This window comes from Streptomyces canus (assembly GCF_001514145.1).
Taxonomy (GTDB): domain Bacteria; phylum Actinomycetota; class Actinomycetes; order Streptomycetales; family Streptomycetaceae; genus Streptomyces; species Streptomyces canus.
Map to the genome: position 1 here is coordinate 204,284 of NZ_KQ948673.1, position 17,887 is coordinate 222,170.

The window sequence follows — 17,887 nt, forward strand, 5'->3', positions numbered from 1 at the left end:
CTCAACCACCTGCCCGTGCGCGGAAGGTGCTGCCGGTGTCCTGCCGGTACGGCGCGCCCTGCCACTCCTGGAAGGTGAGCACCCGGCTCGGGTCGTGGGCGACGAACTTCCACGGGCCGAGGTAGACGTTGTCGTGCCAGCGGTTGTGCTGCTTGAGGGTGATCGCGTCGGCCACCTTCTCGCCCTTGTACGGCGACCAGTCGGGATAGGTGCCGTAGTTGGAGAGGACCGCCATGCGGTCGCACTTCTCCGTGCACTTGACGACGGACATGTCCAGCACGAAGCGGTTGTCGTGGATGTCCACCCGCTGGGTCTTCCACCGGCAGTCGTCGTAGAGCGGTGGCTTGGCGATCGCCGGCTTCGCGCAGCGGTCGGTGTTCTTCACCAGCGGGGTGCAGTCACCGGACGAGGTGTTGGCCGGGCTGTTGCAGAACCGGTCGGCGTTCTCCCACAGGGTGATCCCCGACCAGTTGTCCTCCAGCAGGTTCCGATAGATCTCGATCTTGTCGGTGCGGGCCTTGATCCGTGGTTCGCCACCGGACTCGGACAGGTAGACGGTCGCGAACGGGAAGTTGTCGCCGCCCTCGGCCGCGGCGCGGCCCTCGACCCAGTTGTTCCGCCGGATCGTGTTGTTCCGGATGACCGCGTTGTAGCTGATCTCGTAGATCAGCGCGGCGCCGTCGTTGGCCTCGATCACGTTGTTCTCGATGCGGAAGTCGTTGTTGTTGGTGTCCGCCCACAACCCGGTGCCGCGGTTGTCGTGCACCCAGTTGCCGCGCACGTCGGCGCCGTCGACTGCCCAGAACTTGATGCCTCCGGTGCAGCCGCAGCCCTTCCGCCGCCGCTCCCAGTCGCCGGTGTTGTTGCCCACGATCTCGTTGTCCTCGACCACCAGACCGGTGATACGGCCGCTGCCCTTGTAGGCGTTCATGCCGTACTGGCCGTTGTCGCGCAGGCAGCTGGCGCGGACCTGCTGGCGGGCGCCCGCCATCAGTCCGGCGCCGGAGTTGTTCTGGATCGTCGCGTGCTCGATCACCCACCCGTCGGCCGAGTCGTGGTTGACCACGCCCTCGTCCAGCGGCGCCACGAAACGCTCCACGGTCAGGTAGCGGATGGTGACGTCGCGGGCGGTGCCGCTGAACGCGTACTGGCTCTTCTTCCCGCCGTCGAGCACCGCACCGGGCGCACCGATGTAGCGGTCCCCCTCCTTGGGGACGACCTGGGCGAAGCGGTCCGGGTCGAGCCTGTGCTTGCCCGGTCGAAGCCAGAACGTGGTGTGCGGGGGGTTGCTCATGGTCTTCGCCGCCAGGTCACCGACCACCGCGGGGTCGACCGTCACCGCACCCGCCGGCGGCTCGGCCGGCCCGGCGGCGGGCTTGGCGCACACCTGGGCCACGGCTCGGCCGCCGGACGTGGTCGGCGCGGCGGTCGGCTCCGCGCCCCGGGCGCCCGGGGCCCCTGAGGTGCTGTCACAGCCGGTCGCCAGCAGGGCCAGCGCCAGGGGTGCCGCCGACCACGCCCAGTGCCGCATCATGGCCCCCACGCGCCCCCCTTGGGGGTGTGGTGAAAGTCCCGCACAGCGCCCACAGCGCCCGGCACGCACCCTCGCCGCACCGGCCGAAGACCCAGGCAGCGACTCCCCATCGAGGGCGTTCGTCCGGTACGCCGAGGGCACGCACCGGACACCGCGGGCATGGCAGGTGACTTTCACGACGCCCCCAAGCCGCGGAACCCGAGCACAGTGGTGAAGCCCTCCGTGCCGTCGGCGAAGCCGGTGCCGACGAGCGTCGTCGAGGGTTCCTTGCGCCCGAATCCGGCGGAGTACCAGCCGAGCGGCGGGTCGGTCTCGCCGCGATGGGCCCGCCAGGACAGCTGCCCGGGCAGGTCGAGCACCGCGGAGCGTCCTTCGCCGTCCACGATCCACGTGAGCACTGCCCTGTTCCCCACCAGGTCCACGGCGATCGCCGGACCGAGGTGGAACGCGAGGCGTACGTCCCGGCGGGGGCCGCGCACTTCGTCGACCACCCGCAACTCCTGGCTCTCAGCGCTCAGTTCCACCGTGCGGCGGTGCACGGAGCCCTGGTAACCGTCGTGCTCGGCACACCAGCGGGCCGTCCCCCCGTCGGAGGTGCCGGATGTGTCGGCGACCAGGACGCTGCTCTCGGCATGCCGGGTCCACAGGAACGGGCCGCCGGAGACGGACTGGTCACCGCCGTCCAGCTGCAGGGTGTTGTGGCCGAGGGTCGAGCGGAAGTACTGCCGCCACTCGGGCTGACCGTGGTAGCAGAACGTCCCCGGGTCGGCGAGCACGTCGACGCCGTCGTGCCGGACCTCCACGGACAGCGCGTCCGCGTGGGCATGCGCGGCGATGGACAGGAAGCCGTGCGGACCGCCGTCGCAGCGGCACCAGATCTCCTCCGGACCGCGCAGGATGGTCATGCCGGCGTCGGCGAAGTGGGCCGGTCGGCTTGCCGGGCGGGTCACGGCCGGTACGGTTCCCTTTTCCGGGTACGGCCGGATGAGCGCGGCCAGCAGGGGGGTGCGCACATCGGTGCCGGTCACCGCCGGCCACCAGGCGAGCCGGCCGAACACGGCGTCCCCGGTGGCCAGCAGCGAGGCCCAGCGGTCGGTATCCGCGCCGTCCACGACCAGACCGTGTCCGTCGTCCGCGTCTCCCTGGCGCGGCGGCCGCAGCCGGTTGTCCACGACGGCCGCGAGCGCGTCGGTCATCCGCAGCAGTACGAGCCGGACGGTCGGGGGGATCGGCACGCGGGCGGCGTCCGCCTCGGCCACCGCGGCCAGGCCCAACTCCAGTACGAGTCCGTGGTATTCGGTGGCCAGCTCGCGATTGAGGCCGGAGAGGTAGGTGTTGCCGCGCAGATGCCGCTCCAGCGACCGCAGCGCGCCGGTCCGCCAACGCTCCGACGAGGGGAACCAGTCGAAGGCGCAGGCCGCTGCGAACTGCCCGGCGGCCTCCGCGATGACGTGGTTGTTCGCCGAAGAGCCCCGGCTGGGGAAGGCGGCCAGCCAGCGCTGGTGGTGCCAGATCTGGTTCAGCGCCACCTGGTTGCCCTCGAACAGGCCGGCCGCGCCGGGCCAGCCGTCGAGCAGCCGGCGGATCCACACCCAGGACAGCAGCCGGATGCCCAGCTCGATGCCGCTGATCCAGTGCACGCCGCGCAGCGGCGGGTTGGCCTCCCACCACGAGCGCAGGTGCTCGGCCACGCGCTCCGCGTACCGCTCGTCCCCGATGACCGCGTACGCGGCGGCGAGCACGGTGAGGTACTGGTGCCGGGACGGCTCCCAGATCTGCTTGATGTCCCCGACCGCGTCCTCGTTGCGGTACGGCACGTCAAAGGCGTAGCCCGACGGGGCCCGGCGACCGGTCTTCGGGTCGCGCCACCAGTCCGGGTCGGCCAAGTCGTCGCGGACCACCCCGAAGTACTCGGCGTGCCCGTCCATCAGCCGGTCCGCCTCGGCGATGAGGCGTTTCGCGGCGTCCGAGGGTATGGCGGCGGTCGTCCCGGCGGGCAGTACCGCGGTGAACCGGGCGTCGGGCACGTTCGGGCAGTTCGGCGGCGCCGACCGCCACCGCCGCCTGCGCACCGCGTCGCCCACCCGGCCGCCGACCTCCCGCGGTCCCATCCGGGACAGCCGCCGCAGGTACCAGCCCGCGCTCATCGTCATTACGCCCTCGCCAAGGTCACCGGTGCGCCGCCGGCCAGGCCGGCCTGCACGGCGAGGGTGGCCGCCGTGGTGGCGACCAGGGACTCCAGCGGCACCGGCATCGGCCCGCCGGTCCGTACGGCCTTGATGAACGCGGCCAGCTCGGCGTTCTGGCCCTTGTCCCGGGCCTTGGGCAGCCGGGAGCTGACCCACTTCTTGCGGCCGTGGACCGAGGCCCGGACGAAGTCGTCGAGCCGCAGCACCTTCCCGTCCGCGACCAGGTCCAGCGTCTCCTTGGGGAAGCCGGGCGCGCCGGTGGTGACGTAGCTGATGGCGGCGGTGGACCCGTCCGGGTAGCGCAGGACGATCTGCAGGTCCTCGTTGCCGGACGGGGCGACCGCGTACACCGAGACCGGATCGGCATCGAGCAGCCAGCTCGCCGTGTCGATGAAGTGTCCGCCCTCGCCGGCGAACCGCGAGCCCTCGGTGCCCTGTTGGAGGTACCAGCTGCCGTGCGCCAACGTGCCCGCGTTGACCAGGTAGCGAAGGCTCGCCGGACCGGTCCGGGCGCCGAACCGCTGCCTGGCCTCCTGCAGCAGCGGCGCGAACCGGCGGTTGAAGCCCACCTGCAGCCGGTCGTTGCCGGACTCCTCCACCGCCGCGAGCACACCGGCCAGCTCGTCCTCGGTCAGCGCCAGGGGCTTCTCCACGAACACCGTCTTGCCGGCGAGGAGCGCCTTCCGGGTCAGTTCGGCGTGCGAGCTGTGCCGCGTCACCACGAACACCGCGTCGATGGACTTGTCGCCGAGCACGGCGTCGAGATCGGTGGTCGCCTCGGCGAAGCCGAACTTCCGCTGCGCGTTGGCCGCGGACAGCGCCGTCGTGGTGACGACGGTCGACAACTCGACGCCGTCGCGCTGTGTCAGGTGCGGCAGCAGCATCGACGTCGCGTAGTTCCCCGCGCCGACGAACGCGAGGCGCACCGGCGTCTTGGCGGCCCGGGCCGGACTCGGCTTCACGTTCACCGTGGGCACGGCCACCGCCGGAGATTCCGCTTCCACCCCTTGTTCGGGGTATCGGAACAGCGCGGTGATGGCCTTCAGGTCGCCGTCCTTCAGGCGCTGGTACGTCTCGACGGCGTCGTCGAAGTCGGCGACGTGGGAGATCAGGGGCTCCACGTCGACCTTGCCGCGGGCGGCGAGGTCGAGGAAGCAGGCCAGGTTGCGGCGCTCGGTCCAGCGCACGTAGCCGATCGGGTAGTCGCGGCCCTCGATCTCGTACGCCGGGTCGTAGCGCCCGGGGCCGTAACTGCGGGAGAACCGGACGTCGAGTTCCTTCTCGTAGTACGCGTTCCACGGCAGGTCCAGGCGGCACTTGCCGATGTCGACGACCCGGCCGCGGTCCCGGCAGAGCCGGGCGGCCAGCTCGACGGGCTGGTTGCTGCCACCGCCGGCGGCCAGGTACACCTGGTCCACGCCGTGACCGCCGGTGAGCTCGGCGACGGCGGCCTCCACGGCCGCGGACTCGGGATCGCCGCAGGCCGCGGCGCCCAGGCGCTCGGCCAGTTCACAGCGCACCGGGTCGGGGTCGACCCCGACGACGCGGACTCCCGAGGCGGCCAGAAGCTGCACCACCAGTTGCCCGATCAGCCCGAGACCGATGACCAGCGCCACCTCACCGAGCTGCGGTTCGCCCTGACGGACGCCCTGCATCGCGATCGACCCGACGGTGCCGAAGGCGGCATGCCGCGGCGCGAGGCCGTCCGGCACCGGGGCGTAGAGGTTCTTCGGCACCCAGTTCAGCTCGGCATGCAGCGCGTGCTCGTTGCCGGCGCAGGCCACGAGGTCGCCGACCTTCACGTCGTCGATGCCGGCGCCGACCTCCTCGACCACCCCGCACAACGAGTAGCCCAGCGGCGTGTAGGAGTCCAGCTTGCCCATCACCTTGCGGTACGTGGCGGGCACCCCGTTGGTGGCCACGCTCTGCATGACCTTGGCCACCTGGTCCGGCCGTGACCGGGCCTTGCCCAGCATCGACATGCCGGCCTCGGACACCTTCATGAGCTCGGTCCCGGTGGAGATCAGCGAGTAGACGCTGCGGACCAGCACACCGCCCGGCTTGCACCCCGGCACCGGTACGTCGAGCACCGCCAGCTCGCCGCTCTTGTAGTTCTGAACAACCTGTTTCACCCGAGCTCCTCTTGTTTCCACGCCGTCAGGCCGCTTGGCTCTGGCCGGAACCAGAGGTCGCGTCGCGATACCAGTACTCGAGAGTCAGCACATGCCACAGATGCTTGGAGAAGTCCTGCTGCCCTGCGGCGTCCTCGGCGACCATCCGCGCCAGCGCGTCGCGGCGCAGGATCCCCGAGTTGACGAGCACACCGTCGTTGACCACCTCGCGCACCAGCGGTGCCAGATCCCGGCTCATCCAGGCGCGCAGCGGGGCGCTGAACAGACCCTTGGGCCGGTACACGATCTCCCGGGGCAGGATCGAGGTGGCCGCCTCCTTGAGGACGGCCTTTCCCTGCCGTCCGACGATCTTGCGATCGCCGGGCACGGCGAACGCCGCCTTGACCACCTCGACGTCCACGTACGGCACCCGCACCTCGGTCGAGGCGGCCATGCTGGACCGGTCCGTGTAGGCGAGGTTCAGGCCCGGCAGGAACATCCGGGCGTCGCCCAGGCACATGCGGTTGACGAAGTCGTCGAGCTCGTTGTCCTGGTAGACGTCCGCGTGCTCGGTCAGCACGTCGTCGACCGTCCCGGCCAGGTCCGGGTCGACCAGGGCGAGCAGCTCGTCCTGGTCGTACATGGTGTAGCTGCGCCGGAACGCGGTCTCCTCCGGCAGATCGGCGAAGGACAGGAACCGCTTCGCGAAGCGCACCGACCGGTACCCCCGGCGGCTGGTTGCGACCGGCAGCCGGTCCACGGCCGCGGACACCCCGCGCCGCAGGGGCCGGGGCACGCGCTGATAGCGCAGTGCGAGCAGGTTGGCCAGGTGCTTGCGGTACCCGGCGAACAGCTCGTCGGCACCCATCCCCGAGAGCATCACCTTGACCCCGGCCTCCCGGGCGGCCGAGCAGATCAGGAACGTGTTGATCGCGGCGGGGTCGCCGATCGGCTCGTCCAGGTGGTGCGTCATCCTCGGCAGCAGATCGAGCACGTTCGGGGCGATCTCGATCTCGTGCAGATCGACGCCGAACCGCTCGGCCACCTGCCGGGCATAGCGCAGGTCGTCCGGCATCGCCTCGAACTTGGCGTCCTCGGCGCGGAACCCGATCGTGTAGGCGGAGATCCCGGGATGGTCTCGGGCCGCCAGCGCTGTCAGGTAGCTGGAGTCGAGACCGCCGGAGAGGAAGGTCGCGACGGGTACGTCGGAGAGCAGGTGGCGCCGGGTCGACTCCTCGACGATCGCGGCGATGTCCGGCTGCTCACCGGCCCGGGCCCGCTCCTGGCCCTCGGCGGCGACGTCCTTCAGGTTCCAGTACTGGCCGCGCTCCACCCGGCCGTCGGGGCGGCACCTGAGCCAGCTCCCCGGCGGCAGCTTCTCCGCTTCGCGGTACGCGCACCGTGAGTCCGGCACCCAGTAGTACAGCAGCGAGGCCACCAGCGCCGCATGGTCCACCTCCAGCGTCCCACCGGTGGCGGCGGCGAGCGCCTTGAGCTCGGAGGCGAACACCAGGCCCGTACCGCGCCGGAGCAGGAACAACGGCTTGATGCCCAACTGGTCGCGGGCCAGCACGAGTTCACCGGTGCGCTCGTCGAAGATCCCGAACGCGAACATGCCGCGCAGCCGGGGCAGGCAGTCCGTGCCCCAGCGCCGCCAGGCCTCGAGGAGCACCTCGGTGTCGGAGGTACCGCGGAAGCGCACCCCGGCGGCCGCCAGCTCGGCACGCAGTTCGGGCGCGTTGTACAGCTCGCCGTTGTACGTCAGGGCGAGGCCGTCCGACACCATCGGCTGGGCGCCGGTCTCGGACAGGTCGATGATGGCCAGCCGGCGGTGTCCGAGCTGGACTTCGCCGTCACCGACGGGGTGGCCGTACCGGCCCGCGCCGTCCGGACCGCGATGGGCGAGGGTGTCGGTGAGCCGGTCGGTCACGACCTTCCCGTCCGGCCATCGGTAAGTACCTGCGATGCCACACATGTCCTACCGCGCTTCCTGGTCGTTGTCCGGGCCCTGTGCGGCCCACACCGGCTCCCGCTCCAACCGCCGCCGGCCCGTCCCGTTCTGCCGGGCCGGCCGCTCGCTCCGGCCGCGCAGCGCGGTGTGCAGCCCGTCCCACAGCGTGCCGTCGGTCCGGTCACGCGGATCGGGGTCGATCAGCACCACACCGATCACCGGGATGCGCTGGTCCGCGAGCTGCCGCGCCACCGTGTGGAGCCATGCGGCGGTGGCGTGCCCGGCCCGCACCATGAGCACGGTCTGGGTGCCGAGGTACTGCAGGTCGGTCCACGCCGTGCCGGGCGCCACCGAGCCGACGCCGAGCCGGCGCTGCTGAGGCGGCACGGCCGCGGCGCGCTCGCCGCTGACCACGGTGGGGTCTCCTGGCTGCGGGCGGTGGTTCGCGAGGTGCGGGCCGGGCAGACCGTCGACGATGACGACCGGACCCTCCGCCGTCATCGCCCTGGCGAGGTCCAGGGCGATCACGCTCGCATTGCGCGCACAGCCCAGTTCCAGCAGCGACACCGGTTCCGCGGATCCACGCACGGTACGGGCGAGGGTCGCGGTGAGCCGTTCGCGTGTCGCCCGGGTCCGTCGGCGCCGCCCCAGCCCGCCCAAGCGGCGGGGCAGCTCGGCGATGACCGAGGCGCCCAGGTTCGCCGCGATGTCCCGGCGCAGCACGGGGCGGTCCGTCACCACAACCCCGACCGCGGCCAGCGCGAGCCCGAGGACGAGCCCGAGGACGAGCCCGATCGCGGCGTCGGTGGCGGCCGCCTTGGGCAGGGACTGCCGCACCGCGCGCGGGGCGTCCACGATCTGTGTGCCGGCGATGACGTTGGGCGTGCCGATGCGTGCCTCCGCGGCGCGCTGATCGAAGTCGGCGATTCGTGAGTTGAGTTCGGCGCGGCGGGCGAAGAGCGTCTCAAGGCTCGCCGACGCCTCCGGGTCGCTCTCCGGCGAGTCCCCGATCTCCTTGTTGATCTTGGCCAGTTCGCTCCGCATGCGGTTTTCCTGGTCGACCAGGGCGTTGGCCTCGGCCTTCGCGGTGTCCCGGACCCGCTTCACATGGTCCGCGACGAACGCGTCGGCCAGCGCCTTGGCCCGGGCCACGGCGTCCGCCTGGCTGTCACCTGTCACAGTGATCTGCAGCAGGTTGTTGCTGAGGCCGGCGCCCCGGTAGTCCCTCATGAAGTCCTCCGGTTTTTCCGGGGACTTGAGGGACTGCAGGGCCGCTGCGGCGATTCGCGTGGTCCCCAGCAGCTGGACGTCGGTGTTGATCAGCGTTCCGGGGTCGTTCGGCTGGTCCTCCGCGTGCGCGACCAGCACCTTGGTCACCGCGGTCGGCGGCGGCGGCATCAGGACCGCCACCGCCGTGCCGGCCAGCAGTCCGAGCAGCGCCATGGCGGACCAGAGACGGCGGCGCCTGCGCACCGCCACCACCAGCGCCTGCAGGTCGATGAGCGGAGTGGCAGCCGACGACTCCGGAGTTGCACTTGTCGTCACGCCGAACCTCCCGTCGCGTGGCCGGGCATCGCGAGCGCCAGGGTGGCGTCGTCCGGAAGCTGGCCGACCGAGCGCGTGGGGCGGGCCTGGACCATGCCGGCGACGACGACGCCGACGACCTCGTGCCTGCCGTCCGCGCACGCCTCGGCGATACCGGCGAGCTCTTCCGCGGTCCAGCTGCCCGCGCTGAGGACGACCACGGCACCGGACTCGTTGACTCGGTCCGGCACCGTCGGCCGGTCCACGGAAACCTCCACCATCCGCAGCTGCGGATCGCTCTTGGCCTCGGCGACGAGCTGTCCGGCGGCCCGGATGGCGATCTCGTCACCGTCCGGTACGACGACCAGCAGCCGCCGGGGGTTCGGCAGCTGCTCCCGGAGGCGGGCGCACACCCGCCGGTAGCGGATTCGTCTGTCCGCCTCGTCGCCGGACCGCTGCGGAACGGGTAGGTCCCACCGGGTGTCGACGCCGAGGAATCGGCGGATCCAGGCCCGTGGGCCCCCGCCTTCCCGCCTTTGCGCGCCCCGTTCACCCGGCACGTCCACGGTGCCGAGGACCGCCGAGCCCAGCGCCGCGGCGATCTCCGGTTCGGTGCGCAGCCGGCGGTTCATCCGGGCGGCAACGAGATGGCCGATGACCGAGAGCAGGAAGAACAGCAGTGCCCCGCCCCCGACGAGCTGCACCCTCGTCGGGGGCTCCTCGCCGGTCGGCCGGGGTGCCGGGCCCATGACGACCATGCCGGCCTTGTTGGTCGACGGGTCGGCCTGGTCCAGCTTCTGCATGGCATCCTCCAGCGAGGTGCGCAGGCTCTCGAGCGCGGTGCGGGCCTGCACGCTCTCCACGGTCTGCCCCGGATCGGCCGCCTTGGCCAGGTCGCTGATGCGGCGGTTGGTCTCCTTCACCTGCTTGCGCAGCGCCTCGGCTCCCGTGGCCGCCGCGGAGCCGGTGCTGCCGCCCGAGACATGCGCGGCGAACTTGACGAACTGCTGGGCCACCTGGTCGGAGAGCTGCTGCGCCCGCTTCGGGGTGTCGGCCGTACCCGAGATCTTGATGATGTTCCCGTCGGAGGTCTTGGCGCTCACGCGATCCCGCAGATCGGTGCCGCTGACGCCGCTCCAGTCGAGAGCGGTGGCCGCCTGGTCCACCACCGTCGAACTGGTCGCGACGTCCACCTGGGTGAGCAGCTCGCGCTCCTCCCACTGCCCCGGCAACAGGACCGATGCCGACGCCATGTATCGCGGCGGGAACAGCACGGAGGCGCCGTAGCCGACGAGTGCGCCCACCAGGGCGAGGGCGACGAGAAGGCGCCACCGCCGACGGAGCATCCGCCCGATCGTGACCAGACGAATCGTGTCCTCGTTCAACGCCCCGGCCTCTTCCTCGTCCGGACCGCCTTGCCGGCCGCCACCGGAGTGCGGTCACCGCAGGCAGCGGCGTAGGCGGCGAGCAGCGAGGCTTGCGAGTTGCGCCAGGAGAGCGGACCGCTGACCCGCTCCTGACCGATCTCGCCCATCTCGGCCCGCTTCTCCGGATCGTCGAGCAGCAGCGTGATGAGCTTGGCGAACTCGGCCTCGTCGTTGGCGGGCGCGTAGACGGCGGCGTCACCGGCGGAGACGCGCGCCTCCTTCAGGTCGAAGGAGACGATCGCACGGCCCATCGCCATGTACTCCAGGACCTTGTTCATGGTCGACACGTCATTGAGCGGATTGCGCGGGTCGGGAGAAAGGCACACGTCCGCGGTGGACAGGTAGCGCACCAGGTCGGCGTCCGGAATGCGCCCGGTGAACTGCACCTGCTCGGAGAGCCCGAGCTGCCGGGAAAGCTCCACCATCGCGTCGAAGGCGTCGCCGGCGCCGACGAACACCGCGTGCCAGTCGGTCCGCCCGAACTCGTCCCGCAGCTTCGCGAGGGCCCGCAAGGCGTAGTCGACGCCGTCCTGCGGGCCCATGACCCCGAGATAGCACAGCAGATGAGGCTTGCCGCGCTTCAACTCCGGCTCTGGCGGCACCGGTTGGAACCGCTCGATCGCGGGCGCGCTGCGCACCACGAAAACCTCTTCCGGCCGCCGGCCGCCACGGCGCATCGCTACGTCGCGGTAGCTCTCGTTCGTGGCGAGGACGATGTCCGCGGCCCGGTAGGTCCGCCGTTCCAGCGCGCAGACGGCGCGGTAGAGCAGGTCTTCGCCGCGGTCGAACCGGGAGAGGTACAGCTCCGGTACCAGGTCGTGCTGGTCGAAGACGAACCGCGCGCCGCGCCGCTTCAGCCACAGTGCCGGCAGGAACAGCAGGTCGGGCGGGTTGCAGGCGTGGACCACGTCGACCGGGCCGACCTTGCGGGCCAGCCGGACCGTGTGCCACAGCGCCGACCCGTATTCCCGCAGGTAGCCGGCCGGTCCTCCGGTGGCCGCGCGCAACGGGTAGCGATGGATGCGCACCCCGTCGATCTCCGCCTCCGGCTCCGTGTCCCGCTTCTCCCCCTGAGGACAGATGACGTGCACCGTCCAGCCCGCGTCGCGCAGCGTCGTGCACTCCTGCCACACACGCCGGTCGAACGGCACCGACAGGTTCTCCACCAGGATCAGCGCGCGTCGGTTCGACCCGTCGCCGCCGGCTGTGTCATCAAAGGACGTGTTACCAAGCAAGGCCTATGTACCCCGGTTCGGTCCGACGCGTCTCGGCGTCGGGAAGGTGGATGAGGTCGACGATCACCGGGTCGTCGCCATGGGGCAGCGCCGACAGGACGGCCGGATCCTTGGTCCCGACCAGGCACACCTCGGCGTGCTCGAGCACCTCGTCGACGGAGCTCGCCAGCAGTTGCGCGAGGTGCGGCAGCCGGGTCTCGATGTACTCGCGGTTCGCGCCGATCAGCCGGGAGAGGCTCACGTTGGCGTCGTAGATCTTGAGGTCGTACCCCTTGCCGAAGAGCCTCTCCGCCAGCTCGACGAGCGGGCTCTCGCGGAGGTCGTCGGTGCCGGGTTTGAAGGACAGCCCGAACAGGCCCACCCGGCGCTTGCCGGTGCGCTCGACCAGGTCCACCGCGCGTTGCAGATGCGCGGAGTTGGAGGGCAGCACGTGGGCGAGGATGGGCACCGAGATGTCGGCCCGCTGTGCCGCGTGGACCAGGCTGCGCAGGTCCTTGGGCAGGCAGGAGCCGCCGAAGGCGAAGCCGGGCCGCAGGTAGGCGGGGCTGATGTTCAACTTGCGGTCGGCCAGGAAGACGTCCATCACCTGGTGCGAGTCCACCCCGAGCGCCTGGCACACCGCGCCCAGTTCGTTCGCGAAGCCGATCTTGAGGCCGTGGAACGCGTTGTCCGCGTACTTGATCGCCTCGGCCGTCGGGACCGGCACCCGGAACACCTCGCCGGGCAGGCCGTCGTACAGGGCCAGCACCGCGTCGCCGCTTGCCGGGTCGAGCTCGCCGATGACGGTCTTGGGCGGGTCGAAGAAGTCCCGCACGCTCGTGCCCTCGCGCAGGAACTCCGGATTGACCGCGACCCCTACGTCCACCCCGGCGGTGCCGCCGACGTACTTCTCCAGGATCGGTACCAGCAGGTTCAGGCAGGTGCCCGGGAGCATGGTGCTGCGGAACACCACGGTGTGCCGCCCGCCCCGCTCGGCCAGCGCCGCGCCGATCTCCTCGGTGACCCGCTCCAAGTACGTGGTGCACAGGCTGCCGTTGGGCTCCGACGGGGTGCCCACGCAGACCAGCGACACCTCGCTGTCCATGATCGCCTCGCGGACGTCGGCGGTGGCGCGCAGCGCTCCGGTCCGCACGACCTCGCTGATGAGCTCGCCGATCCGCTCCTCGACCACCGGGGCCTTGCCGTCGTTGACCAGGTCGACCTTCACCTGGTTCACATCGACGCCGATGACCTCGTGGCCCATGCTGGCCAGGCACGCGGCCGAAACGCAGCCCACATAGCCGAGCCCGAAAACGCTGACCTTCATGACGCGTCCCCTCCCCCAGGCAGGCCCTTGTGGCCTGCGGTTAGCGCCCCGACGGGACGGTTGAGCAGCAGTCCCTCGCGCATCAGTACGCCCCCTGCCCGTGCAGCACCGCACGCAGCGTCTTCCACAAGATCACTGTGTCCAGGGCCAGCGACCAGTCCTCCACGTACCGCAGGTCGAGGCGGACCGCCTCCTCCCACGGCAGGTCGCTGCGTCCGCTGATCTGCCACAGGCCGGTGAGTCCGGGCTTGACCAGCAGCCGCCGCCGGATGTCCGGGTCGTACGCGGCGCACTCCTCCGGCAGCGGAGGCCGCGGGCCGACGAGCGACATCGATCCGGTCAGTACGTTGAAGAGCTGCGGGAGTTCGTCGAGCGAGTACCGGCGCAGCACCGTGCCCACCCGGGTCACCCGCGGATCCCGGCGAAGCTTGAACAGCAGCCCTGCGCCCTCGTTGAGGTCGACCAGCTCGGCACGTGCGCCGTCAGCCCCGGGGACCATGGTGCGGAACTTGAGAATGGTGAACTCGCGGCCGTCCTTGCCGACCCTGCGCTGGCGGTAGAACGCTCCGCCCCGGCTGTCCGCCAGCACGAGCAGCGCGACGAGCGCCATCAGCGGCGCGAACAGCGTCAGCAGGATCGCCGCGCCCACCCGGTCCACGACCGCTTTGATCGCCCGGCGGCCACCGGTGAAGGTCGGCATGCTGACCCGCAACAGCGGGATCCCCAGCACCGCGTCGACGTGCAGCCGCGGGCCGGCCACCTCCATCAGTACGGGGGCCACGACCATCTCGGCATCGCTGCCCTCGAGGTTCCAGGCCAGCCGCTGCAGGCGGTGCGGTGTCCAGTGCGGGTCGGGTGTGACCGCGACGACACGGTAGCCGTCGTGGTGAACGTGCTTGGCGACGTCCTCCAGCCGGCCGACGACCGGCACTCCGTCCAGTTCGTCACCCTCGAGTCCGAGGCCATCCGTCGTGCACACCCCGTCCACCCGCCAGCCGAGGTGCGGGAACTTGCGGGTGCGGGTGATCAGGTCGCGCACGGTGTCCGGGCTCCCGGCGGCGAGCACCGGTCTCAGGCACTGTCCTTCCTTGCGCTGTCTGTGCAGCCTGAGGCGAAGGACATACCGCGCGGTCATGGTGACCAGCGCGATCGCCGGGATCGCGACGAAGATCCAGAGTTTGATGTTGCGTGAGGTGAGGGCGATCCCGCCGAGCGCCAGCACGACGGTCGCCGCGAACAGCGAGCGCCCCAGCCGACGGAATTCCTCGGCACCCTGGCCGAGTACGGCCGGAGCCCACGCCCGGCCGACCGCAAGCGCCCCCAGCACCAGCAGCTCGGTGCCGACGGCGAGTATGCCCCATTTCTCGTGCCAGTTGGCCGCGTCCCGGACCCCGAAGAAGTTGCCGATCCCCTCCACCACGACGGCGGTGGCCACGGTATCGCTGATGATCACGGTACGGCGGTACCGCTGCTCCCAGTCGTTCGCCGACCGGCTGATCGCCCCTTTCGTCAGACGCTCGTGCGCCGACGGAAAGGGGCCGACTATTCCCCCCTGCCGCACAGAACCCCCCAGGTCCCCAGTGGTACGACGTGGTTGCCAGACACCGTTCCTCCCCCCGGGAGGCCCCCCTCCCGCAAAGTTTCTCCCCTCGCAGGGCCCCCGCCCCGCGCCGCGCTGTTCCTCTCCCAGGAGGCACCGCCCCCCGCGCCTGACATGCCGGACACTTCAGCGCTACGTGAGCAACTCACCCTGGCGGCAGCGGACTTGAACGTCCCGCCAGATTCGCGAGTTGCGCGCGAACCCACCGAAACCTCGGATGAACCCCACACCCGAAGCCCCCTCGGGCTCCAAAAACTGATCACCCCCGAGCCTGGCGCCGAGACGTTTCTTCTTAACGTCCGCAGCACTGGGCTCATAGATCGCTATTTGTCGCTCGTGTCCCAGCATGGGCAGCAAGGTCAATCTAGACCATCGACCCCCGTCTGCAGAGGGGGATGTGTGGAATATGTGCTTACGATTTGGAGATGGGACAATGGAGCCCTCACCGCAGCGGGCGCTTCGACCACAAAGACGGGCCTCCTGACCTGCGATGACGACGGTCTCGGGTTGCAGGACGACGTCCCGCGGGATGACCGCCCGGTTATGCAGCCGGTTCAACTCGCCTCAGCGGGGGGCCTCGTGGACGGCCACATGCCGCCGGCCGGAGACCGGACACGACTCATGCGAAAAGGGCCCCCGCAGGCTCCCGCCCGCGAAGACCCTTCGACCGTCGGGACGACAGGATTTGAACCTGCGACCCCTTGACCCCCAGTCAAGTGCGCTACCAAGCTGCGCCACGTCCCGGCCGCGTCTCCCACGGATGTTCCGTGTGATCGCGCAGGTGAACCCTACCCCACACGCGCGGCCGGACCGACTGTCGGAAGGTCAGCCCCGGGTGGCGACCGGCTCGCGAAGCTCCGTGGTCCCGGTGACGACCCGGCGCCCGGCCCGCCGTACCGGAACCAGCAGGGCCGCCAGCGCCGCCGCCAGGCACAGCACCGCCAGCAGGGTGAAGCCATGGGTGTAGCCGGACTCGTACGGCAGTCCCGAGGACTGCAGATGCCCCGTGACCAGGACGCTGGTGACGGCCGCGCCGATGGAGCCGCCGATGGTGCGGATGTTGGCGTTCATGCCGGTCGCGGCGCCGGTCTGGTCGGCCGGGACGCTGCCCACGATCAGGTTGGCCATGGAGGCGAAGGCGAGCCCGATGCCGAGGCCGAACAGGCCCGCGACCACGGCGATCTGCCACTGCTCGTCGTGCCAGAGGGCGAGGAAGCCGCAGGCCACCGCGCCCAGCGCGGCACCGGTCACCAGAAGGGACTTGGCGCCGACGACCGGCTCCAGACGGCCGCTGAGCACTCCGGAGAAGAACATCGCCACCAGCATCGGCAGCATGAGCAGCCCGGCGGCGGTGACGCTCGCGCCGAAGCCGTACCCGGCCGACGGCGGCGTCTGGACGAAGCCCGGCAGGAAGGACCAGATCGAGTACATCCCGGCGCCGAAGAGCAGCGCCGCGGCGTTGGTGGTCCGGACGGCGGGCAGGCGCATCACCTTCAGGTCGATCAGCGGGCTGCGGGAGCGGGCCTCGGAGTAGAGCCACAGCGCGAACAGCACGACGGCCGCGCCGAACAGACCGAGCACCCGGGCCGAGCCCCAGCCCCACGTGCCCGCCTGGCTGAGCGGCAGCAGCAGCGCGACCAGCCACGCGGACAGCAGGACGGCACCGAGCCAATTGACGTTGCCCTGCGCCCTGTTGGGCGACTCGGGGACATACCGTACGGCGATGAGCGTGGCGGCGATCACGATGGCGACCGGGATCCAGAACAGCCAGCGGTAGTCGAGCGCGGTCACGATGGGACCGGCCGCGACCATGCCGACGCCACCGCCGGCGGCGATCACGGCGGAGAGGTTGCTGATGGAGCCGCTCACCTCGGACGCGGCGAACTCGTCCCGGATGATGCCGAAGGAGAGCGGGAAGAGGGCGCCGCCGACACCCTGGACGACCCGGGCGACGATGAGGACGCCGATGCTCGGCGCGAGCGCGGCCAGGAGACAGCCGAGCGCCACGGTCACCAGGACGGCGACGAGCGTGCGCTTCTTGCCGATCAGGTCGCCGACGCGGCCGAGGATCGGCGTGAAGATCGAGGCGGACAGCAGATACGCGGTCATCACCCAGGTCGCGGTGGACTGCGAGGTGTGCAGCGCGTGCTGGACGGTCGGCAGGGCCGGCGCGATCAGCGACTGGAGCATGGAGAACACGCCGGCACCGGTCGCGAGGACCGCGAAGGTGAGACGGGTGGACTTGCGGGGCATGAAGAGCCTCTCCGAACACAGAGTGCGGCCGGAGCCTCGTGGGAAGCGGTCGCGGAAAGGACGATGGAGGCACCCCGACTGCTAAAGTGGAGGTGCGCCTCCACTCTAGCGGAGGCACGCCTCCGCTTCAACCCGTACCGGAGGTACACCTCCGTTTCATCCCCGGGAGGCAGCCGTGACCGCCCCGTCGTTCCCCATCACCGAGATCGTCGCGTCCCGCAGGCCCCACCGGAAGGACGCCGCCCGCAACTACGACGCCCTGCTGGCCGCCGCCCGCGAGGCGTTCGCGGAGCACGGGTCGGAGGCCTCCCTGGAGGACATCGCCCGCCGGGCGGGCGTGGGCATCGGCACGCTGTACCGGAACTTCCCCACCCGCCGCCATCTCTTCGAGACGGTCTACGCGGACGACGTGAACACCCTGGTGCAGGTGGCCCAGGAACTCGCCGACCAGGAGCCCTGGCAGGCCCTCACGGCCTGGCTCGACCGGTTCGCGGGCTACATGGTGACCAAGCGAGCCGTCCGCGAGGCCCTCAACGACGAGTCGGAGATCTTCGCGGCCTGCCGGGAGTCGATGTACGCGGCGGGCGGGCCATTGCTCGAACGGGCGCAGGAGGCGGGCCAGGCGCGGCGGGACATGGACTTCGTGGACCTGTTGCGCATGGTCGCCGGCATCACGGCGACGGCCTTCGACGACGACGTCCAGCGCGATCGGGTGTTGTCGATCGCGCTGGACGGGGTTCGCGTGTCGCGCTGAGCC

General features: G+C 70.9%; 11 protein-coding genes and 1 tRNA gene. 1 reads left to right on the top strand and 11 read right to left on the bottom strand.

The window, feature by feature from the left end; translation table 11 throughout:
• Position 1 precedes the first annotated feature (1 nt).
• From AQJ46_RS41495 to AQJ46_RS41545, 11 genes are all read right to left on the bottom strand, one after another.
• Positions 2 to 1,534, bottom strand: coding sequence for a right-handed parallel beta-helix repeat-containing protein (locus AQJ46_RS41495; RefSeq protein ID WP_079072646.1), 1,533 nt, complete (start codon positions 1,532 to 1,534; stop codon positions 2 to 4).
• Positions 1,535 to 1,707: 173 nt separating this feature from the next.
• Positions 1,708 to 3,687, bottom strand: a complete 1,980-nt coding sequence (locus AQJ46_RS41500; RefSeq protein ID WP_059210507.1) for an alginate lyase family protein — start codon at positions 3,685 to 3,687, stop codon at positions 1,708 to 1,710.
• Positions 3,687 to 5,855, bottom strand: coding sequence for a bi-domain-containing oxidoreductase (locus AQJ46_RS41505; RefSeq protein ID WP_059210508.1), 2,169 nt, complete (start codon positions 5,853 to 5,855; stop codon positions 3,687 to 3,689). Before AQJ46_RS41505 ends, AQJ46_RS41500 begins: the two co-directional genes overlap by 1 nt.
• A gap of 25 nt (positions 5,856 to 5,880) precedes the next feature.
• Positions 5,881 to 7,809 carry an asparagine synthase (glutamine-hydrolyzing) gene (gene asnB / locus AQJ46_RS41510; protein WP_059210509.1) on the bottom strand — a complete coding sequence of 643 codons (1,929 nt, stop codon included), beginning with the start codon at positions 7,807 to 7,809 and terminating at the stop codon, positions 5,881 to 5,883.
• Between the two features lie 3 nt (positions 7,810 to 7,812).
• A complete protein-coding gene (locus AQJ46_RS41515; RefSeq protein WP_059210510.1) occupies positions 7,813 to 9,330 on the bottom strand; it encodes a Wzz/FepE/Etk N-terminal domain-containing protein in 1,518 nt (505 codons plus the stop codon).
• Positions 9,327 to 10,694, bottom strand: a complete 1,368-nt coding sequence (locus AQJ46_RS41520) for a Wzz/FepE/Etk N-terminal domain-containing protein (RefSeq protein WP_059210511.1) — start codon at positions 10,692 to 10,694, stop codon at positions 9,327 to 9,329. The genes AQJ46_RS41515 and AQJ46_RS41520 overlap by 4 nt, the downstream gene beginning before the upstream one ends.
• The gene (locus tag AQJ46_RS41525; protein ID WP_079072647.1) at positions 10,691 to 11,971 is read right to left on the bottom strand and encodes a glycosyltransferase family 4 protein; all 1,281 of its coding nucleotides are present in this window, start codon (positions 11,969 to 11,971) and stop codon (positions 10,691 to 10,693) included. Before AQJ46_RS41525 ends, AQJ46_RS41520 begins: the two co-directional genes overlap by 4 nt.
• On the bottom strand, positions 11,961 to 13,277 hold the full coding sequence (locus AQJ46_RS41530; protein WP_059210512.1) for a nucleotide sugar dehydrogenase: 1,317 nt from the start codon (positions 13,275 to 13,277) through the stop codon (positions 11,961 to 11,963). The genes AQJ46_RS41525 and AQJ46_RS41530 overlap by 11 nt, the downstream gene beginning before the upstream one ends.
• Positions 13,278 to 13,359: 82 nt before the next feature.
• Positions 13,360 to 14,838, bottom strand: coding sequence for a sugar transferase (locus tag AQJ46_RS41535; protein WP_079072648.1), 1,479 nt, complete (start codon positions 14,836 to 14,838; stop codon positions 13,360 to 13,362).
• A gap of 709 nt (positions 14,839 to 15,547) precedes the next feature.
• Positions 15,548 to 15,621 (bottom strand) — tRNA-Pro (locus AQJ46_RS41540).
• 81 nt (positions 15,622 to 15,702) lie between these two features.
• Complete coding sequence (locus tag AQJ46_RS41545) at positions 15,703 to 17,130, bottom strand: MFS transporter (RefSeq protein WP_059210514.1); 1,428 nt, start codon at positions 17,128 to 17,130, stop codon at positions 15,703 to 15,705.
• 175 nt (positions 17,131 to 17,305) lie between these two features.
• On the opposite strand from AQJ46_RS41545, the gene AQJ46_RS41550 reads away from it, so the two are divergent.
• Positions 17,306 to 17,884 (top strand): TetR/AcrR family transcriptional regulator, encoded by a 579-nt coding sequence (locus tag AQJ46_RS41550; RefSeq protein WP_059210515.1) that lies wholly within the window; start codon positions 17,306 to 17,308, stop codon positions 17,882 to 17,884.
• The last annotated feature ends 3 nt before the right edge of the window (positions 17,885 to 17,887 follow it).